Genomic DNA, 19,959 nt, shown 5'->3' with positions numbered 1-19,959 from the left:
AAATAAAAAAATCATTTATTGATAGAGGAGATATATTATCATGACAGAACAAGAAATTTTTGACAAAGTAAAAGAAATCGCTGTTGACCAATTAGACGTTGAAGAAGATGCTGTGACTATGACAGCTGATATCAAAGAAGACTTAGATGCTGACTCATTAGATGTTTTCGAAATCATGAATGAACTTGAAGATGAATTAGATATCAAGTTGGAAGCTGATGAAAATGTGAAGACCATCGGTGACGTGGTTAACTACGTTAAGAAGGAACTCGACGCCCAATAATTAAGGGAGGCACCCACTGATGAAACTGGGAATTTTGTTTTCGGGTCAAGGGGCGCAATATAGTGGCATGGGGTTGGACTTTTATGCACAAGATCAACTCTTTGCCCAAAAGATTGATGAAGCTAGCCAAATTACGGGCTTGGATCTCGTCAAGATTTTCAAAAATGAAAATGCCGAACTTGACCAAACGCTCAATGTTCAACCGGCCTTAGTAGCTATGTCATTGGGAATTTATGCCATGTTGAAGCGTGACTTTCCAGACTTACCCGTGGTTGGGATGACTGGCCTTTCTTTAGGTGAATATTCGGCTTTGCACGCTAGTGGGATGTTAAGCTTTGCTGACACGATGGCGGTTTTAAAGGACCGCGCCCAATACATGCAAGCTGATGCCGATGCGAAAGAAAGTATGATGTTCGCCTTACTCGGACCGGATGTGACTTTGGTGGAACAAATTTGTGCGGAAATTTCAACTCCCGAAGAACCGGTTGCGATTGCCAATTATAATTCAAAAAAGCAAGTCGTAATCGGAGGGAGTCCAGTGGCTGTAACAGCAGCCAGTGAACAATTACAAAATGCCGGGGCAGCTAAAAAAGTGGTGCCGTTAAAGGTAAGCGGGGCTTTTCACACCCCGCTTTTTCAAAATTCAAGTCAAAAATTGGCGCAACGTTTTGAAGGCGTAACCTTTAACGAACCAAGTGTGACCGTCATGTCAAATACAACCGCTCAACCTTTAAAAGCGGTAGAAGCGGCCCAAGTGATGGCCAAACAGGTTTGCCAACCCACGCATTTTGCTGATTGTGCGGCCGGTTTAATTACAGCTGGCGCAGATACCTTTTTGGAAATTGGTCCAGGTCAAACTTTGGTAAAATTTGCCAAGGTAGTTGATCGGAAGGCCCAACGTTTCAACATTGAAAAGATGGAAGATTACAAAGCTTTTTGTGAAGCTATGCGAGGTTAAAAATGGATTTACAAGGGAAAAATGTCTTTGTCTCAGGTTCCTCACGTGGAATTGGCTTAGCTGTTGCTAAGAAGTTTGCCCAATCCGGAGCCAACATCGTCTTAAACGCACGGAAGGAAATTCCGGCGGAGGTGCTAGCGGAAATTGAAAGTTACGGGGGCAAGGTTTTTGTCAGCTTAGGTGATATTTCCAGTGTTGACGATGTAAAACGCATGCTTAAAGAATCCTGGAAGGAATTTGATGGGATTGACGTTTTAATTAACAATGCCGGGATTACCAACGATAAATTGTTAATCGGGATGAAACCCGCAGATTTTGAAAGTGTAATTAACGTTAACTTAAACGGGACTTTCATGATGACGCAAGCCTTCTTAAAGAAGATGTACAAGCAAAAGAGCGGTGTAATTATCAACATAGCTAGTGTGATTGGTTTGCACGGGAACATTGGCCAAGCTAACTACGCTGCTGCCAAGGCGGGGGTTATTGGTTTAACCAAATCCGTGGCCAAAGAAGGTGCTTTGCGTGGAATTCGTTGTAATGCAATTGCTCCGGGGATGATTGTTTCTGATATGACCGATGTCTTAAGTGACAAGGTGAAAGAAGACATCTTAGCCGGAATTCCTTTACAACGTTTCGGCAAGGTTGATGAAGTGGCTTCTGCTGCTTTATTCTTGGCGCAAAATGACTATGTGACAGGACAAGTCTTAACAGTTGATGGTGGAATGACCATCTAGGAGGATTTTATGACAAGAGTAGTAATTACAGGGATGGGGATAGTTGCCCCAATTGGTAATGACACCAAGACTTTTGTGGAGAATTTATTTAAAGGTCAATTAGGAATTGCTCCTATTACCAAATTTGATGCAAGTGAAACGGGAATTACCGTCGCAGGTGAAGTTAAAGATTTTGATCCTAACGAACGGGTTGGAAAAAAAGCAGCTAAACGGATGGATCTCTTTTCACAATATGCAGTTCATACAGCTTTAGAAGCTTTGGAACAAGCTGGCATCAATGAAGAAAATACCGACCCTTATGATATGGGGGTTATCATTGGTTCAGGGATTGGTGGTTTAACAACTATTCAAGAACAAGTTATTAAGATGCATGAAAAAGGCCCTCGTCGGGTTTCACCAATGTTTGTGCCGACCGCCATTGCCAATATGGCAGCCGGTAATGTGGCGATGCGTGCCAATGCTAAAAATATCTGTACTTCCGTGGTGACAGCTTGTGCTTCGGCAACTAATGCTATTGGAGAAGCCTACCGGCAAATTAAGGAAGGTCGTGCCCAAGTAATGTTAGCTGGGGGAGCAGAAGCGTCGGTTAATGAAATCGGAATTGCTGGCTTTGCTTCCTTAACAGCTTTATCGACCCAAGAAGACCCAACGAAAGCCTCTCTTCCTTTTGACAAGGAACGTTCTGGTTTCGTCTTAGGTGAAGGGGCCGCAACTTTAGTTTTGGAAAGTGAAGAACATGCCAAGGATCGCGGGGCGCAGATTTTAGGTGAAGTGGTCGGCTACGGTGCAACTTGTGATGCCTACCACATTACTTCCCCAGACCCAAGTGGTGAAGGGGCGGCTCGCGCTATGCAACAAGCTATCAAGGAAGCTGGGATTACCCCTGCAGAAGTTGATTACATCAACGCTCATGGGACAGCTACTCACGCTAACGATGCTGGCGAATCTAAAGCGATTAACATAGTTTTTGGTGAAGACAGTAACGTCTTAGTTTCTTCAACTAAGTCCATGACTGGTCACTTATTGGGGGCCGCTGGGGCCATTGAAGCCGTTGCGACGGTGGCAGCTTTACAAAACGGTGTGGTACCGCCAAACATTGGTTTAGAAAACCAAGATGATGAATGCCAAGTAAATGTGGTTGCTGATTTAAATCACCATGCTGACTTGCAATACGCTATCAGTAACTCCTTAGGTTTTGGTGGTCACAATGCAGTCGTGGCCTTTAAGAAATGGAGTGACGATTAATGGATTTCGCAGAAGTAAAGAGCATCATGGAAGGTTTTAATAATTCCGATATGCGAGAATTAGAAATTACCACTGATGGCTTTCATTTGCGCTTAAGCAAAAACGAAAATCCGACACCGCAAGCTTCTTTGGTAGCGACACCAGTGGCAGAAGCCAGCGTGCCTGTTGCTACTCCAGCACCTGCACCAGCAGAAGTTGGAAAAGAAAAGGTAGTCGGGACTTTCATTAAGGCTCCTATGGTCGGTTCGATTTATTTACAATCTAAGCCCGACCGTCCAGCCTATGTTTCAGTAGGTAGTAGGGTTAACAAGGGCGATGTGGTTTGCATCATTGAAGCAATGAAGATGATGACTGAAATCAAGTCCGAAGTTAGTGGTGTAATTGAAGAAGTTTTAGTGGAAAATGAACAGTTGGTCGAATTTGATCAACCATTATTCAGAGTAAATACGGAGGCATAAAGATGGCTTTAGATGTAACAGAAATTCAAAAGATTATTCCGCACCGTTACCCCATGCTACTAATTGACCGAGTAGAAGAATTAGAACCTGGTAAGCGTGCAGTAGCTAAGCGTAACGTGACTGCTCATGAACAGGTATTCAATGGTCATTTTCCGGGTAACCCAGTTTTACCAGGGGTTTTAATTGTAGAAGCCATGGCACAAACTGGGGCGGTTGCCTTACTTTCTTTAGATGAATTTAAAGGCAAAACAGCATACTTTGGAGGCATTAAGTCTGCCAAATTTAGAAAAGTTGTGCGTCCTGGGGACACCTTGATGATTGAAGTAACCTTAGAGAAGATTCGTGGTAACATTGGGGTCGGTAAGGCCGTAGCCAAAGTCGATGGCAAGAAGGCATGTAATGCCGAGTTGACTTTCATTATCGAATAAGTAGAAAGTAGGTTAAACGATGTTTTCAAAAGTGTTAGTAGCGAATCGGGGCGAAATTGCTGTCCGGATTATCCGCTCCTTAAAGGAGTTAGGAATTCAATCAGTGGCGATCTATTCGACTGCTGACAAGGAAAGCCTCCATGTTCAGTTGGCCGATGAAGCAGTCTGTGTTGGGACGGCCCGTCCCCAAGACTCCTACTTAAATATGCAAAATATTTTGGCAGCAGCTGTCGGTACCGGTGCTCAGGCGATTCATCCCGGGTTTGGTTTTCTCTCTGAAAATAGTCGCTTTGTTGAAATGTGTGAAGCCTGTGGGCTGACCTTTATTGGACCTAAGTCTCAAACTATTGATTTGATGGGAAATAAGGCCAATGCGCGTTTACAAATGCAAAAAAGTAATGTGCCTGTTATTCCGGGTAGCGAAGGCTTTTTGCCCGATGCAACGGCTGCGGAGTTAGTCGCTGAACGAGTTGGTTACCCGGTTTTGTTGAAGGCTGCCGCCGGTGGTGGTGGTAAGGGAATTCGGCGTGTCAACGATGCTAGTCAAATTACCCAAGCCTTCGAAGAAGCTCAACAAGAAGCGCAAAATGCCTTCGGGGATAACCGGATGTACCTGGAAAAAATCATGGAAAATGTAAAACATATTGAAGTGCAGGTTTTCCGGGATGCCAAGGGTCACACGGTTTACTTCCCTGAGCGTGATTGTTCTGTGCAAAGAAGCAAACAAAAGATGATTGAAGAAAGTCCGTGTGCCTTGATTAGCCCAGACCAAAGGCAGGAACTTGGTGAAATTGCGGTTCGGGCTACCCAGGCGATTGATTATCTTAATACCGGGACGATTGAATTTTTGATGGATCAAGACCATAATTTTTATTTCATGGAAATGAATACGCGAATTCAAGTTGAGCACACTGTGACCGAAATGGTAACAGGAATTGACTTAGTCAAAGCTCAAGTTCGGGTAGCGGCAGGAGAAGATTTACCTTTTGTCCAAGAAGATATTCAGTTACATGGTCATGCTATTGAATGTCGAATTAATGCAGAAGATCCTGCTAAAGGTTTTATGCCTTCCGTCGGGGATGTTAAGTACCTCTACTTCCCAGTCGGAAATCTAGGAATGCGGATTGATTCCGATCTTTATGCCGGGGTGAAAATTTCGCCATTTTATGACTCCATGGTAGCTAAGGTGATAGCCTTAGGCCATGATCGTCATGAAGCTGTCGAAAAGGTCAAGCGTTTGTTAGAAGAAATGGTGATTATGGGAATTACTACTAATCAGAGTTTCTATCATGATATCTTAAATGACGACGGCTTTATTTCTGGTGAAGTGACGACAGATTACTTGGAAAAGATATTTCTCCCCAAGTGGAAAGGTATAGAAGATGCAACTGTTTGATGAATTAAAAAACATCGGCCAAAAACGAATCAAAGCCAACAAGGCGGCTGAAAAAAAGGTTCCTGAAGGAATGTGGATTTCTTGTCCTAAATGTCACCAATCCTTTTACCACAAAGATTTAGGTACTTATAAGGACTGTCCAACTTGTGGTTATGGCTTCCGAATCGGGGCTTACGAACGATTGGAATGGTTAGTTGATGATTACAGTGAAATGGATACTAACATTTCCACAGTGGATCCTTTGAACTTCCCTGGTTATCAAGAAAAATTAGCTCAAGCTAAGGAAAAAACCAAGTTAAATGATTCGGTTTGGACGGGGATAGCTCACATTAAGAAGCAAAAATTTGCCCTAGGAATTATGGATTCAAAGTTTATTATGGGTTCTTTAGGGACGATTACTGGGGAAAAATTAACCCGGCTTTTTGAAAAGGCAACTAAGGAAGAATTGCCAGTTGTACTTTTTACCGCTTCAGGCGGGGCGCGAATGCAGGAAGGGATTTTTTCCCTTATGCAAATGGCGAAGGTTTCTCAAGCAGTGAAAGCTCATGCTAATGCAGGCTTATTTTACTTAGTAGTTTTAACTGACCCGACAACTGGGGGAGTAACAGCTTCTTTTGCCATGCAAGGAGATATCATTTTATCTGAGCCACGAGCCTTAGTGGGATTTGCTGGTAAACGGGTAATTGAACAAACCATTCACCAAAAAGTTCCCGAAGACCTTCAAGATGCTGAAACAGTACTTAAAGAAGGTTTTATCGATGCCATTGTTTCACGTCCAAAGTTAAAAGAAACCATTGCCCGCTTACTTGAATTAAATCAGAAAAGAGGGAAATAATGCGGAATTTTTTTGAAAAGAAGCCTAGAGAAAAAGTCGAAAAAACTGCCCAAGAAATTGTGATGGCGGCGCGCTCCGAAGAAAAAATCAGCACCAAAGAATTGATTCACGGTTTATTTCCTGATTTTTTTGAACTACATGGCGACCGTAGTGGCGAAGATGATCCGGCTATAATTGCTGGTTTAGCTCAAATTAATAAACAAGCTGTAACTGTAATTGCGACTGATAAAGGTCAAAGTGCCGAGGAAAGAATTGCTAAGCACTTTGGTAGTCCGACACCTAATGGTTATCGTAAGGCCATTAGGTTGATGAAGCAAGCTGAAAAATTTGGGCGCCCAGTAGTAACCCTAATTAACACCGCCGGTGCCTATCCTGGACGCACGGCGGAAGAAGGTGGTCAAGGTGAAGCTATTGCCCAAAGCCTTCTGACTTTAAGCGATTTAGCTGTACCGGTGATTGCAATTATCATTGGCGAAGGTGGAAGTGGCGGAGCTTTAGCTTTAGCATTGGCTGACCGGGTGTACATGCTAGAAAATAGTATGTATACTGTCCTTTCACCGGAAGGTTTTGCTTCAATCTTGTGGAAAGATGCCAGTCGAGCAGCAGAAGCAGCGGAAGTGATGCAGGTAACTCCAAGTGCTTTATTGAGACAAAAAATCATTGATGGCATTATTGAAGAACCAAATTCACACCGCAAAGTGGTTAAAAACATTGAAAAAGTTCTTGAAGAAGAATTGTTAGCTTTAAATAAGCTATCAGTAACAAGTTTGGTGCAGAGACGACAAAATCGTTTTCGTAAATTCTAATTTGGAGGGAAAAATCATGGGAAATTTACTTGAAGGTAAAACTATTTTGGTTATGGGGGTGGCTAACAAGCGTTCAATCGCTTGGGGGTGCGCCCAACAAATGTTAGACCAAGGGGCAAACTTGGTTTTTACTTACCAAAATGAACGGCTTAAAAAGAGTTTAGGCAAACTGATTGATGATGAAAATAGCTTAGTAGAATGTGATGTGGCAAGTGATGCTAGCATCGAAGCTGCTTTCACAACTGTTAAGGAACGTTTTGGTCAAGTGGATGGTTTAGTTCACGCGATTGCCTTTGCGCCTAAGGAAGCATTAGAGGGTGACATTATGGATGTTAATCGTGATGCTTATGCGATGGCACAAGATATTTCAGCTTACTCTTTGATTGCTGTTTCTAAATATGCTGCAGAGTTAGAATTATTGAAAAATCCTGCAAGTATTGTAACTTTGAGTTACTTTGGTTCTGAAAGAGCAATCCCTAACTACAACATGATGGGGGTTGCCAAGGCCTCCTTGGAAGCTTCCGTGCGTTACTTAGCGCGTGATATGGCTAAGTTTGGTGTGCGCGTGAACGCTATTTCTGCCGGTGCTATCAAGACTTTAGCTGTGACAGGAATCAAGGGGCATAGCGATCTTTTAAACATGTCAGAAGAAAGAACTGTTGATGGTCACTCCGTAACTCAATTAGAAGTTGGGGGCGCTTGCGCCTTTTTAATGAGTGATTTAGCAACCGGGGTTGTGGGGGACACAATCTATGTTGACAAGGGTGTGCACTTAATTTAATTTTTATTCACGGTCGTCCTAATAAGGGCGGCCATTTTTGTGTCAAAATTATTGGTAAAAGATTCAAATTCCAGCAAGAAGGGAGAAATCTTTGGTATAATAAAAAAGATTACTTAGAAAGGACGGAAGAATGGTGACAAGAGACTTATTAGCGGGAATGAATGATAAACAAGCAGAGGCAGTGGTAACCACTCAAGGGCCACTCTTAGTGATGGCCGGTGCCGGGAGTGGGAAGACGCGGGTTTTAACTCACCGGATTGCTTACTTATTAGAAAATGAAGATGTACGTCCCTGGAATATTTTAGCCATTACCTTTACTAACAAGGCCGCCAAAGAAATGCGGGAAAGAATTGATAACTTGATTCAAGACGAAAGTTCTCAAGAAATTTGGGTGTCAACTTTCCACGCTTTGTGTGTGCGTATCTTACGTCGGGATATTGATAAATTGGGACGGTCCAAGAACTTCAACATTGTCGGAACTAGTGAACAAAAGACCTTGATGAAGCACGTTTTGGAAGAATTGAACATTGACCCAAAGCAATTTGATTCTCGCAGTCTATTAAGTGCGATTTCCAATGCTAAAAATGAATTGATTGCGCCTGAAGATTATGTGGCCAGTTCCAATTCACCTTTTGAACAAAATGTCGCCAAGGCTTATGCTTTGTATCAAGCTAAATTATTAGAAAACCAAGCCATGGACTTTGATGATTTGATTATGGAAACTACTAAACTCTTCCACCAAAATCCAGAAGTCTTGGATTTCTATCAAAGAAAGTTCCACTATATTCACGTCGATGAATACCAAGATACCAACGAAGCTCAATACCAATTAGTGAAGATGCTTGCCCAAGGTTACCGTAACTTATGTGTTGTGGGGGACGCTGACCAAAGTATCTACGGTTGGCGGGGAGCCAACATGGAAAATATCTTGAACTTTGAAAAAGACTACCCTGATGCAGCGGTGATTAAGCTGGAACAAAATTACCGTTCTACTAAGACTATCTTGGCTGCGGCTAATGCGGTGATTGAAAATAACCAAAATCGCCGTGATAAAACTTTGTGGACGGAAAATGCTCAAGGGGCTAAGATTCACTATTATCGTGGTCAAAGCGCCAATGACGAAGCCTACTATGTGTTGAAACAAATCAAAGAACAAGAAAACGAGGGTAAAAACTATGGTGATATTGCCATCTTGTATCGGACCAATGCCCAATCGCGGACAATTGAAGAAGCCTTGATTAAGGCTAATATCCCTTACAAGTTAATCGGGGCGCATCGTTTCTACGAACGAAAAGAAATCATGGACATCTTGGCATATCTCCGTTTAGCCGCTAATCCTCGCGATTCGATTTCCTTTGAACGAGTGGTAAACGAACCTAAACGTGGGATTGGGGCGACGTCTTTAGCCAAGTTACAAAATTACGCTAATATGTACGGGCTGTCCTTGCTAGAAGCGGCTCAAGATGTGATGATGGCTGATATCCGTGGCAAGGCTGCCGGTGCCTTAGAAAACTTTGCCAAGCTAATTATGCAACTACACGCCTTGACCAACTCTGGGGTTTCCATTACAGAAATTACCCAAAAAGCTTTGGAGTGGTCTGGTTACCGTCAAAGCTTAGTGGAATCTAAGAAACCTGAAGATGAAAGTCGCTTGGAAAACTTAGATGAATTTATGACTGTTACCCAACAATTCGACAAGACTTGGCAACCGGCTGAGGAAGATAGTGTTCCTTTGACGGACTTCTTGGCAGACTTAGCTTTAGTTTCCGACCAAGACCAAGTCGAAGAAGAACCAAACGAGGTAACCCTGATGACCTTACATGCTGCCAAAGGGTTGGAATTTCCTGTTGTCTTTTTGATGGGGATGGAAGAAGGAATTTTCCCATTGTCACGGGCCAGCGTCGATGAAAACGAACTGGAAGAAGAGCGGCGCTTGGCTTACGTGGGAATTACCCGGGCTATGGAAGAGCTCTACCTGACCAACGCCTTTAGCCGCATGTTATATGGTCGTAGCCAAACCAATCCTGAATCCCGCTTTATTCAAGAAATTGACCAAGACTTAATCAAGAGTGATAATGCGGGTTTTGAAGAGGCTATTTCGAATCGGGTTTCCAGCTTTGGAGCTCGTCTGGATGCCAGTCGCCAACAAAGAGCCAATGTACCGAGTTTCAAGCAAGGTCGTAGTCTTTCTTTTGCGGAAAGAATGGCCCAAAAGCGCCAAAATACCCAACCGAAAGTACCAGTGACTTCTGGTCCCAGTGCTAACCAAGCTAATAATGACCAAGCTTGGACGGTCGGTACTAAAGTTATGCATAAAAAGTGGGGCTTAGGAACGATTGTCAAGGTTTCTGGCGGTAAGGATGTTGAATTAGACGTGGCCTTTAAGGAACAAGGTATCAAGCGACTCTTAGCGGCTTACGCACCGATTGAACGAGTTTAGAAAGGAAATAAGATGGAAGCACAAGTACGGCAAGAAATGCAGGCTTTAATCAGCAAACTTAACACCTGGAGTCAGGAATACTATGTAAACGACCAACCAACGGTGGAAGATTATGTTTATGATGAAGCCTATGCCAAGTTACTCAAACTAGAAGCTGATTATCCTGACTTAAAACAAGCCGACTCTCCTACTAACCGTGTGGGAGGCAAGGTTTTAGATGGCTTTGCTAAGGTCGACCATGAAATTCCTATGTTATCTTTAGGGGATGTTTTCTCCAAGGCAGAATTGGCAGAATTTACCCAAAAGTTAGCGGAAAATGTCGGTCAAGATTTGGCTTACAATTGTGAATTAAAAATCGATGGTTTGGCTATTTCCTTGACTTATGAAAAGGGTAAATTTATCAAGGGCTCAACGCGGGGAAATGGTTTAATAGGTGAAGATATCACTGAAAATCTCAAAACCATCAAGGCTATTCCTTTGACTTTGAAGGAACCCGTGTCGGTCGAAGTTCGTGGGGAATGTTATATGCCAAAGGATTCTTTTGTGAAATTGAACCAAGCTCGTGAACAAGAAGGCTTGCCGGTCTTTGCTAATCCTCGGAACGCGGCCGCGGGTTCTTTACGGCAATTAGATTCTAAGATTACGGCTCAAAGAAACCTTAGCGTATTCTTATACTATGTCATGGAACCGGAAAAGTTTGGCATCACAACTCAAGCTCAAGCCTTAAAACAAATGCAAGCTTGGGGGTTGAAAGTGGATGAACACGCCCACCTGGCCACCAGCCAAGCTGAAATTGATGCCTACATCGACCAATACCACGATCAAAGGCAAGAATTGGCTTATGAAATTGACGGGATTGTGCTTAAGGCCAATGACTTAACTACGCAAAAAATTGTGGGTAATACAGTCAAGGTACCGCGCTGGGCCATTGCTTACAAGTTTCCACCTGATGAGGAAGAAACAGTTGTCAGAGATATTGAGTGGACAGTAGGGCGTACGGGAGTAGTAACTCCAACGGCAGTTATGGATCCGGTAACTTTAGCTGGGACTACGGTAGCACGGGCTTCTCTTCATAATCCAGACTATCTTCAACAAAAAGATATTCGCCTAGGTGATACGGTCAAGCTTCACAAGGCTGGCGATATTATCCCAGAAATTTCCATGGTAGTCTTAGATAAACGTCCAGCTGATAGTGAAGTTTATGCTATTCCTACGGTTTGTCCGGAATGTGGTTCTGAGCTAGTTCATTTAGATGGTGAAGTTGCCTTACGTTGCTTGAATCCTCACTGTCCGGCGCTAGTTAAGGAATCTTTAGCCCACTTTGCGAGTCGAAATGCCATGAATATTGATGGTTTGGGACCTAAGATTATTGACCGTCTTTTCTCTGCTCATCTAATTCAAGATGTGGCCGACCTCTACTACTTACAAGCCAGCGATTTAGAAGGTATGGATAAGTTTAAAGAAAAATCAATTACTAAGCTATTGACAGCTATTGATAATAGTCGGCATAATTCTATTGAAAGATTAATTTTTGGCCTGGGAATCCGCCACGTCGGCTCTAAAGCCGGTCTCTTATTGGCCCAAAAGTTTAAGTCGATGGACCAATTAATGCTTGCTCAGCCAGAAGAAATTGCGCAAGTTGAAGGTTTAGGGGAAGTTATTGCTCAAAGCGTGGTGACTTATTTCGCTAATGAAGATGTGCAAGCAATTATTGTAAAACTTAAACAGGCTGGTCTCAACATGGATTACCAAGGCTTAGATGAAGCACAACTAGCTACCTTAAATGCGGATAGTCCAGTTAATGGTAAAACCATTGTTTTGACGGGGACTTTTGCTAACTTCAAGCGCTCCGAAGCTAAGACGTGGTTGGAAGCCCATGGTGCCAAGGTGACAGGGTCTGTATCTAAGAAAACTGACGTGTTGATTGCCGGAGAAAAGGCTGGATCAAAATTAACCAAAGCCCAAGAATTGGGTGTTGAGGTATGGAACGATAGTACCTTAACAGAATTAATGGAGGCAAAAAATTGAGAAAATCAAAGAAACTTAAAAGCCTAGTTGTGGTTGGGTTGAGTGTTTTACTACTGACTGCCTGTGGTAATTTAGGCTCTGGGGGGACGACTAACACAACGACAGAAAAAGATTCTAATAGTGGTTACCAAACTACTGGGTCGACTAGTGGTGATAATTACGCAGGGGTCATTGTTAATGGTCGCTATCGGACTAACAAATCTCGGGGAGTCGGTATTGCTCAAAATTCAGATAATTTATACAATTTGAAAAGTTTTGAAAGTGGTTTGACAGAAATTTCTAAAAATGTTTTTTCCACCAAATCTTATGTTTTCCAAGAAGGGCAAATCTTATCGAAATCAACCGTACAAAAGTTGCTTTCCCGCAAGTCTAAGTCTAATAAGATTGGTCTAAACCCAGTGGATAATGGTAAGACTGATCCGAATACCCGAAACCCCATGTATGTTCAACAAATTGAAGAACAAGATTACATGAAAGAAGACGGAGACGGCAAGTTAAGTCTCGCAGGGATGACCATTGGGATTGGGATGAATCGTAAGGATTACTACCAAAAGGAAGAATACGGAGCTACTTATACTTCTACGATTTCGAAAGAAGAAATGGTTGCCCAGGGGAAGAAGGCTGCCCAAGCGGTGCTTGAAAGATTGCGTAGCACCGAAAAAGTACCCGATAATGTGCCAATTGTGATTGCCATGTACCAACAAGCTGAAAATGACAGCTTAGCGGGAGGCGCTTTTTATGCTTACACTGTGGTTAAGAGTGGAGACCAAATTTCTTCTTGGAATAACACAGATTTAGCAACGTATGTCTTCCCAACAGCATCAGATGATGAATCACCTAACAGCAACGATGAAGCAGCTTTTAATTCTTTCAAGAAGCGGATTCAGGGTTTCTTCCCTAATTTAGCTGGGGTGACGGCTCAAGTGCAATACAAGGGTTCTAACTTGCAAGGGATGAAAATTAAGATTACCACCCAATTCTACAGTGAAACAGAAATTAACAGTTTTGCGCAATATGTCACTAAGGCGGCTAAAACTTACCTGCCAAGTGATATTCCAGTAGAAATTACAATCTTGGGTTCCGATGGTGACATGCAAGCTTTAGTCTCCAAGGATAGTGGTGATGATGCTTACTACATGCATGTCTTTTCTAGCTATTAAAATTATTGACAAGATATGTTAAAATTATAAAGAATCTAAAAATAAAGGACGGATAACATGGCAATTACTGCAAATGAAGTCAAGCACGTGGCTTCCTTGGCTAAATTGGAATTTAGCGACCAAGAATTAGAAATGTTCACTGGTCAAATGGATGAAATCATTAACATGGTGCAAGAATTACAGGAAGTTGATACCGAAGGCGTGAAGATGACCAGCACGGTGACAGACGCCATCAATGTTATGCGTGAAGATGTGGCCAAGCCAGGTATGGATCGCGATGTCTTGATGCAAAACGTACCCGAACAAGAAGACGGCTACATTAAGGTACCGGCAATTATTGATGAAAGTGAGGAAGGCTAAGCATGGTCAACTATTTTAGTGAGGATTTAACTAGTTTGCACCAAGGTTTGGTTAATAAGGACTTCTCTGTTGAAGAATTAACTAAGCAAACTTTTGCGACAATTAAAGAACGTGATGAAAAAGTTGAAGCTTTCTTAGCTTTAAATGAAGACAAAGCTTTAGCTAAGGCACGTCAATTAGATCAAGATGGCATTGATGTTAATAATGTTTTAGCTGGGATTCCCATGGGAATCAAGGATAACATTGTGACGGAAGGTTTAACTACGACTGCTGCAAGTAAGATGTTGGCAAACTTCAACCCTATTTACAATGCGACGGTAATGGATAAGTTAAATGCCCAAGATGTGATTACAGTTGGGAAGTTAAATATGGATGAATTCGCCATGGGTGGTTCGACTGAAACGTCCGCTTTCAAGCAAACTAAGAATGCTTGGGATCAAACTAAGGTCCCAGGTGGTTCTTCCGGTGGTTCCGCTGCTGCCGTGGCATCTGGTCAAGTGGTGGCTTCCTTAGGTTCTGATACTGGTGGCTCCATTCGCCAACCAGCTGCCTACAACGGGATTGTCGGGGTTAAGCCTACTTACGGGCGGGTATCACGTTTTGGTTTGATCGCTTTTGCTTCTAGTATGGACCAAATCGGACCAATGACGCGGACCGTTAAGGATAATGCTTTGGTCTTGAATGCCATTTCTGGCCACGACAGTCGTGATTTTACTTCCTCCCCTAAGCAAGTCCCTGACTTTAGTAAGGATTTAGACAAGGGTGTTAAAGGTATGAAGATTGCTTTACCAAAGGAATTCTTAGGTGAAGGGGTTCAAGCCGAAGTGAAAGACGCCATCCTAGCTGCTGCTAAGAAGTTTGAAGAGTTAGGTGCTATCGTGGAAGAAGTTTCCTTACCTTACAGCAAGTATGGTTTGCCGGTTTACTATATTATGGCTTCTTCTGAAGCATCTTCAAACTTACAACGTTTCGACGGGATTCGTTACGGTTACCGTGCTGACGATGTTAAGAATTTGGAAGATGTTTACGTGAAGTCCCGTTCTCAAGGTTTTGGGGATGAAGTTAAACGTCGGATTATGTTAGGGACCTTCTCCTTATCTGCCGGAACTTATGACGCTTACTTCAAAAAGGCTGGCCAAGTGCGGACTTTAATCTGTCAAGACTTTGCCCGTATCTTTGAAAAGTATGATTTAATCATGGGACCTACGGCGCCAACACCGGCCTTTGGTTTAGGCGAAGAAACTGACCCTGTGGTAATGTATGCCAACGATATCTTAACGATTCCAGTGAATTTAGCTGGTTTACCAGGGATGAGTTTACCAGCTGGCTTTGCTAATGGCTTACCAGTTGGGTTACAATTAATTGCGCCTCACTTCGAAGAAGCTCGCATGTACCAAGCAGGTTTTGCCTTCGAACAAGCCACAGACTTCACTAAGATTCCAGGAGGTTTTGCATAACATGAACTTTGAAACAACAATCGGGTTGGAAGTTCACATTGAAATGAAAACCAACTCAAAAGCTTACTCACCAGCACCAGTGCAATACGGGGCTGAACAAAATACCAATACTAACGTGATTGATTGGGGTTACCCTGGGGTTTTACCACAAGTTAACAAGGGTGCCCTAGAATTGGGAATGCGGGCGGCTTTAGCCTTGCATAGTAATATCACCCAAGATATTCACTTTGACCGCAAGAATTACTTCTACCCAGATAACCCAAAGGCTTACCAAATTACGCAAGCCCAAACCCCGATTGGGACTGATGGTTGGCTAGAAATTGAACTGGAAGACGGTTCTAAAAAGAAAATTGGGATTGAAGAAATGCACGTTGAAGAAGATGCTGGGAAAAACACCCACAATCCTAATGGTTATTCTTACGTCGACTTAAATCGGCAAGGGACACCTTTGATTGAAATTGTGTCTAAGCCTGATATTGCTTCTCCAGATGAAGCATATGCCTACTTGACGCGTTTACGTCAAATTATCCAATTCGCAGGAGTTTCTGATGTGAAGATGGAAGAAGGTTCTATGCGGGTGGACGTGAACATTTCAGTGCGTCCGATTGGATCTAAGGACTTCGGAACTAAGACGGAAATGAAGAATTTAAACTCCTTTGAGCACGTACGTAAGGGGCTTGAATACGAAGCTAAACGTCAGGCCGAAGTTATCATGGCTGGCGGTCGTATTTACCAAGAAACTCGTCGTTTTGACGAAGCTACAGGTAAGACGGAATTAATGCGGGTTAAAGAAGGCAAGAGTGATTACCGTTACTTCCCAGAACCTGATTTGCCACCAATTCATATTGATGATGAATGGATTGAACGCGTCAAGACGGAAATTCCAGAAATGCCTGACAAGCGCCGGGAACGTTATACCACAGAATGGGGCTTACCAGCTTACGATGCAGGTGTCTTGACTCAAACCCCAGAAATGTCTAACTTCTATGATGCGACCGTTGCGGCAGGGGCTGATCCTAAGTTAGCTGCGAACTGGTTGATGGTGGAAGTGAATGCCTATTTGAATGCCGAAAAATTGGAATTAGCTGATACGGCCTTGACACCACAACACTTAGCCCAAATGATTACGTTAATTACGGATGGTACGATCTCATCCAAGATTGCCAAGAAGGTTTTCCAAGAAATCATTAAGAATGACACCGATCCAAAAGCTTATGTGGAAGCTAAAGGCATGGTACAATTGTCTGACCCAGCTAAATTACAACCAATTATTGATGAAATTTTGGACAACAATGCCCAATCAATTGAAGACTTTAAGAATGGTAAAGACCGGGCAGTTGGTTTCTTGGTTGGTCAAATCATGAAACAAACTCGTGGTCAAGCTAACCCTAAAGTTGTGAACCAACTCTTAATGGCTAGTCTGAATGAAAGATAATTAAAAGGCCGAGGAGTTCCTTGGCCTTTTAATTACGAGAGGAAATAATGATGAGAAAACGTTGTCGGATTATTTATAATCCAACCTCCGGGCGTGAAGCAATGAAAAACGACCTGGTGCATATTTTAGATGTTTTAGAAAAAGCAGGTTACGAAACAAGTGCCTTCGCAACGACAGCGGAAGAAAATTCTGCCCAAAATGAAGCTCGTCGTGCAGCTGAAGATGGTTTTGAAGTTATTATTGCGGCTGGCGGAGATGGTACAATTAACGAAGTGGTCAATGGGATTGCTCCCTTGGAAAATCCACCTAAATTGGGCATTTTACCCGCTGGGACTACCAATGATTATGCTCGAGCTTTAAAAATTCCACGAGAAAGTCCATTAGAAGCTGCTAAGGTGATTGCTAATGGTAAGACCATTAAGATGGATATTGGGAAGGCTAACGAACATTATTTCGTTAACATTGCTGCTGGTGGGGTCTTATCTGAAGTGACTTACCGCGTACCATCGGAACTCAAATCCTTGTTCGGTTACTTGGCTTACTTGGTTAAAGGGGCGGAATTACTTCCCCAAATCAAGCCAATTGACCTGCACGTAGAATATGATGATGGAGTTTACGATGGCAAAGCGTCGATGTTTTTCTTAGCTTTGACCAATTCGATTGGAGGTTTTGAACAAATTGTGCCGGATGCTTCCTTGGATGATGGGAAGTTTACCTTGATTTTGGTGAAAACTAGCAATTTAGTCAATATCATGCAATTGATTACCAAAGTTTTAAACGGAAAACATATCGATGACGACCGAATTTTATATGTTAAGTCTAATAAGGTAGTTGTTCAAACCAAGGCAGATGAAGAAATGATGATTAATATCGACGGGGAATATGGTGGTGATACCCCTATGACCTTCGTCGATCTCAAGCAACACTTGGAAATCTTCGCTAATACGGATATGATTGCTGATGATGCCATGTCCCAACAAGAAGAACAAATCCAACACGATGCTAAGGAGCTCTTCGTCAAAAGTGTTGACGAAATGCTCAAGGAACAAGAAAACAAAGATTAAAAAGGCGGGCCTAATCGCCCGTCTTTTTGTGAAAGGAATTATATGGCAAAAATTAATGCACCCGTTAGAAATAAAGAAGAATTAGAGGTTGAAATTATTGACCTTTCATACCAAGCCATGGGCGTGGCTAAAGTGGATAATTATCCGCTCTTTATTGCCGATACCTTACCGGGTGAAAAGGTCATGGTGAAGGTGACTAAAACTACCAAAAATTTTGGTTATGCGCGGGTTTTAGCCTATCTCAAAAAGAGCCCTGACCGTGTGGAAAATCCTAAGCAAAAATACATGCAAACAGGGATTGCACCTTTAGGGCATCTTAAATATGGGGCTCAATTACAATTCAAGCAAAAGTTAATTCAAGATCTTTTAAAAAAGGCTCATTTGGATCTATCCGTGGACCAAACCTTAGGAATGGAACCGCCATATGGCTATCGTAACAAGGCTCAAGTACCAGTGCGACAAGTTCGTGGTCAGTTAGAAATTGGTTTTTTTAAGCAAAATAGTCATGATTTCTTACCGTTGGAAAACTTCATGATTCAAGATAAACGTATCGATGAAATTCTTCTTGCCGTGAGAGACATCCTGCGTTTTTACCGTACCCCGGCTTACAATGAAGAACATCACAACGGTGTTATCCGTCATATCTTAGTACGGCGAGGATACTACTCTAAGGAAGTCATGGTTGTTTTAGTTACTCGAACTAAGGACCTCCGCCAAGCTAAGGAAATTGCGCAAAAAATTCAAGAGCAATGTCCAGATGTAGTTTCTGTTTTGCATAATATTAATGATAAGAAAACCAATGTTATTTTGGGTCAGGAAACGAGACTTTTAGCTGGTAAAGAAACTATCACCGATACTTTGAATGGTTTATCTTTTGAAATTGGAGCTCAATCTTTCTACCAAGTTAATCCGGTTCAAACTGAAAAACTTTATAATGAAGCTATCAAGCGTGCTGGTCTTACAGGTAACGAAACCGTTATCGATGCTTATTGTGGTATTGGGACGATTTCCTTAAATATGGCCAAGCATGCGAAGAAGGTTTATGGGGTGGAAATCGTTCCGCAAGCTATCAAGGATGCCAAGGAAAATGCTAAGCGCAACTATCTAGCTCATAATACGGAATTTGAAGTCGGGGATGCGGAAAGCTGGATGGCTAAGTGGCAAGCACAAGGTATTAAGCCTGATGTTATCATGGTAGATCCACCAAGAAAAGGTTTGACGGAGAGTCTAATTGAATCCGCCACCCAAATGGCACCAAGAAAGATTGTTTACATTTCATGTAACCCAGCTACTTTGGTCCGTGACCTCCAGCAATTTAAAGACCATGGCTACGAGGTAACTCAACCAATCTTACCCGTTGACCAGTTTCCACAAACTACGCATGTCGAGAGCGTAACGGTTCTTGAGCGGAAAAAGTAGGACGCTAGAAACCGCGCCGTTAAGGCATTTATAAAATCAAAAAATGTGTATCTTTTTGTGACCAGTTTCCACAGATAGATACACCTTTTTTGTATGGAACTGGAAATGTTGATTTAATAGGCTTTGTCCTTAGTGGTGATCAGTTTCCACAGACTACCTGCAAAATTGGCTTAATTTCGGGGCGACCAATTCCCGCAATTAGTGTTGATATGTTCCCGCAGATTGAGTTGATCAATTTCCACAAAGAAAGTGACAGTTTCCTACAGTTAGATGATATAATTACCTATCAACTTATTACTAAAGGGGCAGAGTGATATGAAGAAAAATGATGTTAAGCTACAGACTAAGGTAAACAATGATTTGCGTACTGAACGTGAACAACAGTATAGGCGGATCATTAAAAGGCATCAGGCAGCATGGTTAGTTTTGTTTATTGCCGCAATTGCGCCAACCGACTACTCACTAGCCCATCAATTAATTTGGCTGCACTATATTTTCGTTGCTCTTTTTGCAGCGACTACCATTTCCATGGGCTATTGGTATCATCGGTTAAATCAACTACTTCATCCCAAAAACTGATAAATGAAGACAAAAAACCCAGCCAAATTAGCTGAGTTGAAGTGCCTTATAATTGTTAGACAAAATCTAACGATTATGAGGTGCTTTTTATAT

General features: G+C 42.4%; 19 protein-coding genes. All 19 read left to right on the top strand.

Annotation, left to right across the window (positions count from 1 at the left end; genetic code table 11):
* The first annotated feature begins 40 nt into the window (after positions 1 to 40).
* The 19 genes from FC36_RS02815 to FC36_RS02720 all read left to right on the top strand — a co-directional run bounded on the left by FC36_RS02815 (position 41) and on the right by FC36_RS02720 (position 19,866).
* Complete coding sequence (locus tag FC36_RS02815) at positions 41 to 283, top strand: acyl carrier protein (RefSeq protein WP_023860568.1); 243 nt, start codon at positions 41 to 43, stop codon at positions 281 to 283.
* A gap of 19 nt (positions 284 to 302) precedes the next feature.
* Entirely contained in the window at positions 303 to 1,241 is a 939-nt protein-coding gene (locus FC36_RS02810) for an ACP S-malonyltransferase (protein WP_023860567.1), read from the top strand.
* Between the two features lie 2 nt (positions 1,242 to 1,243).
* The gene (gene fabG / locus FC36_RS02805; protein WP_025020885.1) at positions 1,244 to 1,975 is read left to right on the top strand and encodes a 3-oxoacyl-[acyl-carrier-protein] reductase; all 732 of its coding nucleotides are present in this window, start codon (positions 1,244 to 1,246) and stop codon (positions 1,973 to 1,975) included.
* Between the two features lie 9 nt (positions 1,976 to 1,984).
* Positions 1,985 to 3,220, top strand: a complete 1,236-nt coding sequence (gene fabF / locus FC36_RS02800; RefSeq protein ID WP_023860565.1) for a beta-ketoacyl-ACP synthase II — start codon at positions 1,985 to 1,987, stop codon at positions 3,218 to 3,220.
* Positions 3,220 to 3,678 (top strand): acetyl-CoA carboxylase biotin carboxyl carrier protein, encoded by a 459-nt coding sequence (accB, locus tag FC36_RS02795; RefSeq protein WP_023860564.1) that lies wholly within the window; start codon positions 3,220 to 3,222, stop codon positions 3,676 to 3,678. Before fabF ends, accB begins: the two co-directional genes overlap by 1 nt.
* 2 nt (positions 3,679 to 3,680) lie before the next feature.
* Positions 3,681 to 4,106, top strand: coding sequence for a 3-hydroxyacyl-ACP dehydratase FabZ (gene fabZ / locus FC36_RS02790; RefSeq protein WP_023860563.1), 426 nt, complete (start codon positions 3,681 to 3,683; stop codon positions 4,104 to 4,106).
* 19 nt (positions 4,107 to 4,125) lie between these two features.
* The gene (gene accC / locus FC36_RS02785; protein ID WP_023860562.1) at positions 4,126 to 5,502 is read left to right on the top strand and encodes an acetyl-CoA carboxylase biotin carboxylase subunit; all 1,377 of its coding nucleotides are present in this window, start codon (positions 4,126 to 4,128) and stop codon (positions 5,500 to 5,502) included.
* A complete protein-coding gene (gene accD, locus FC36_RS12595) occupies positions 5,489 to 6,337 on the top strand; it encodes an acetyl-CoA carboxylase, carboxyltransferase subunit beta (protein WP_023860561.1) in 849 nt (282 codons plus the stop codon). The genes accC and accD overlap by 14 nt, the downstream gene beginning before the upstream one ends.
* The gene (gene accA / locus FC36_RS12590; protein ID WP_023860560.1) at positions 6,337 to 7,143 is read left to right on the top strand and encodes an acetyl-CoA carboxylase carboxyltransferase subunit alpha; all 807 of its coding nucleotides are present in this window, start codon (positions 6,337 to 6,339) and stop codon (positions 7,141 to 7,143) included. The genes accD and accA overlap by 1 nt, the downstream gene beginning before the upstream one ends.
* Before the next feature lie 16 nt (positions 7,144 to 7,159).
* Positions 7,160 to 7,924: an enoyl-ACP reductase FabI gene (gene fabI / locus FC36_RS02770; RefSeq protein ID WP_025020884.1), complete on the top strand. Its 765-nt coding sequence runs from the start codon at positions 7,160 to 7,162 to the stop codon at positions 7,922 to 7,924.
* A 130-nt stretch (positions 7,925 to 8,054) separates the two neighbouring features.
* Positions 8,055 to 10,364, top strand: coding sequence for a DNA helicase PcrA (gene pcrA, locus FC36_RS11840; protein WP_056986696.1), 2,310 nt, complete (start codon positions 8,055 to 8,057; stop codon positions 10,362 to 10,364).
* 12 nt (positions 10,365 to 10,376) lie between these two features.
* Positions 10,377 to 12,392, top strand: coding sequence for an NAD-dependent DNA ligase LigA (gene ligA / locus FC36_RS11835; protein ID WP_025020883.1), 2,016 nt, complete (start codon positions 10,377 to 10,379; stop codon positions 12,390 to 12,392).
* The gene (locus FC36_RS02755) at positions 12,389 to 13,552 is read left to right on the top strand and encodes a CamS family sex pheromone protein (RefSeq protein WP_025020882.1); all 1,164 of its coding nucleotides are present in this window, start codon (positions 12,389 to 12,391) and stop codon (positions 13,550 to 13,552) included. Before ligA ends, FC36_RS02755 begins: the two co-directional genes overlap by 4 nt.
* 57 nt (positions 13,553 to 13,609) lie before the next feature.
* Complete coding sequence (gene gatC / locus FC36_RS02750) at positions 13,610 to 13,912, top strand: Asp-tRNA(Asn)/Glu-tRNA(Gln) amidotransferase subunit GatC (protein WP_023860555.1); 303 nt, start codon at positions 13,610 to 13,612, stop codon at positions 13,910 to 13,912.
* 2 nt (positions 13,913 to 13,914) lie between these two features.
* Positions 13,915 to 15,369, top strand: a complete 1,455-nt coding sequence (gene gatA / locus FC36_RS02745) for an Asp-tRNA(Asn)/Glu-tRNA(Gln) amidotransferase subunit GatA (protein ID WP_023860554.1) — start codon at positions 13,915 to 13,917, stop codon at positions 15,367 to 15,369.
* 1 nt (position 15,370) lies between these two features.
* A complete protein-coding gene (gatB, locus tag FC36_RS02740; protein ID WP_025020881.1) occupies positions 15,371 to 16,804 on the top strand; it encodes an Asp-tRNA(Asn)/Glu-tRNA(Gln) amidotransferase subunit GatB in 1,434 nt (477 codons plus the stop codon).
* Positions 16,805 to 16,854: 50 nt separating this feature from the next.
* Entirely contained in the window at positions 16,855 to 17,868 is a 1,014-nt protein-coding gene (locus tag FC36_RS02735; protein WP_025020880.1) for a diacylglycerol kinase, read from the top strand.
* Between the two features lie 42 nt (positions 17,869 to 17,910).
* Positions 17,911 to 19,287, top strand: coding sequence for a 23S rRNA (uracil(1939)-C(5))-methyltransferase RlmD (rlmD, locus tag FC36_RS02730; protein ID WP_025020879.1), 1,377 nt, complete (start codon positions 17,911 to 17,913; stop codon positions 19,285 to 19,287).
* Between the two features lie 315 nt (positions 19,288 to 19,602).
* A complete protein-coding gene (locus FC36_RS02720) occupies positions 19,603 to 19,866 on the top strand; it encodes a hypothetical protein (RefSeq protein WP_023860549.1) in 264 nt (87 codons plus the stop codon).
* Positions 19,867 to 19,959: the final 93 nt, after the last annotated feature.

Origin of the sequence: Ligilactobacillus equi DSM 15833 = JCM 10991, assembly GCF_001435735.1 — a bacterium.
Lineage (GTDB): Bacteria > Bacillota > Bacilli > Lactobacillales > Lactobacillaceae > Ligilactobacillus > Ligilactobacillus equi.
Note: the sequence above shows the minus strand (reverse complement) of the source record. Positions and strands in the feature narration are given on the sequence as shown.

Bases quoted from the DNA above. Each gene is read 5' to 3' on its own strand.
- gatB (WP_025020881.1), top strand. From the start codon at position 15,371: ATGAACTTTGAAACAACAATCGGGTTGGAAGTTCACATTGAAATGAAA.
- fabI (WP_025020884.1), top strand. From the start codon at position 7,160: ATGGGAAATTTACTTGAAGGTAAAACTATTTTGGTTATGGGGGTGGCT.
- fabF (WP_023860565.1), top strand. From the start codon at position 1,985: ATGACAAGAGTAGTAATTACAGGGATGGGGATAGTTGCCCCAATTGGT.
- pcrA (WP_056986696.1), top strand. From the start codon at position 8,055: ATGGTGACAAGAGACTTATTAGCGGGAATGAATGATAAACAAGCAGAG.
- FC36_RS02735 (WP_025020880.1), top strand. From the start codon at position 16,855: ATGAGAAAACGTTGTCGGATTATTTATAATCCAACCTCCGGGCGTGAA.
- FC36_RS02720 (WP_023860549.1), top strand. From the start codon at position 19,603: ATGAAGAAAAATGATGTTAAGCTACAGACTAAGGTAAACAATGATTTG.
- rlmD (WP_025020879.1), top strand. From the start codon at position 17,911: ATGGCAAAAATTAATGCACCCGTTAGAAATAAAGAAGAATTAGAGGTT.
- ligA (WP_025020883.1), top strand. From the start codon at position 10,377: ATGGAAGCACAAGTACGGCAAGAAATGCAGGCTTTAATCAGCAAACTT.
- fabG (WP_025020885.1), top strand. From the start codon at position 1,244: ATGGATTTACAAGGGAAAAATGTCTTTGTCTCAGGTTCCTCACGTGGA.
- FC36_RS02815 (WP_023860568.1), top strand. From the start codon at position 41: ATGACAGAACAAGAAATTTTTGACAAAGTAAAAGAAATCGCTGTTGAC.
- gatA (WP_023860554.1), top strand. From the start codon at position 13,915: ATGGTCAACTATTTTAGTGAGGATTTAACTAGTTTGCACCAAGGTTTG.
- FC36_RS02810 (WP_023860567.1), top strand. From the start codon at position 303: ATGAAACTGGGAATTTTGTTTTCGGGTCAAGGGGCGCAATATAGTGGC.
- accB (WP_023860564.1), top strand. From the start codon at position 3,220: ATGGATTTCGCAGAAGTAAAGAGCATCATGGAAGGTTTTAATAATTCC.
- gatC (WP_023860555.1), top strand. From the start codon at position 13,610: ATGGCAATTACTGCAAATGAAGTCAAGCACGTGGCTTCCTTGGCTAAA.
- accC (WP_023860562.1), top strand. From the start codon at position 4,126: ATGTTTTCAAAAGTGTTAGTAGCGAATCGGGGCGAAATTGCTGTCCGG.
- accD (WP_023860561.1), top strand. From the start codon at position 5,489: ATGCAACTGTTTGATGAATTAAAAAACATCGGCCAAAAACGAATCAAA.
- accA (WP_023860560.1), top strand. From the start codon at position 6,337: ATGCGGAATTTTTTTGAAAAGAAGCCTAGAGAAAAAGTCGAAAAAACT.
- fabZ (WP_023860563.1), top strand. From the start codon at position 3,681: ATGGCTTTAGATGTAACAGAAATTCAAAAGATTATTCCGCACCGTTAC.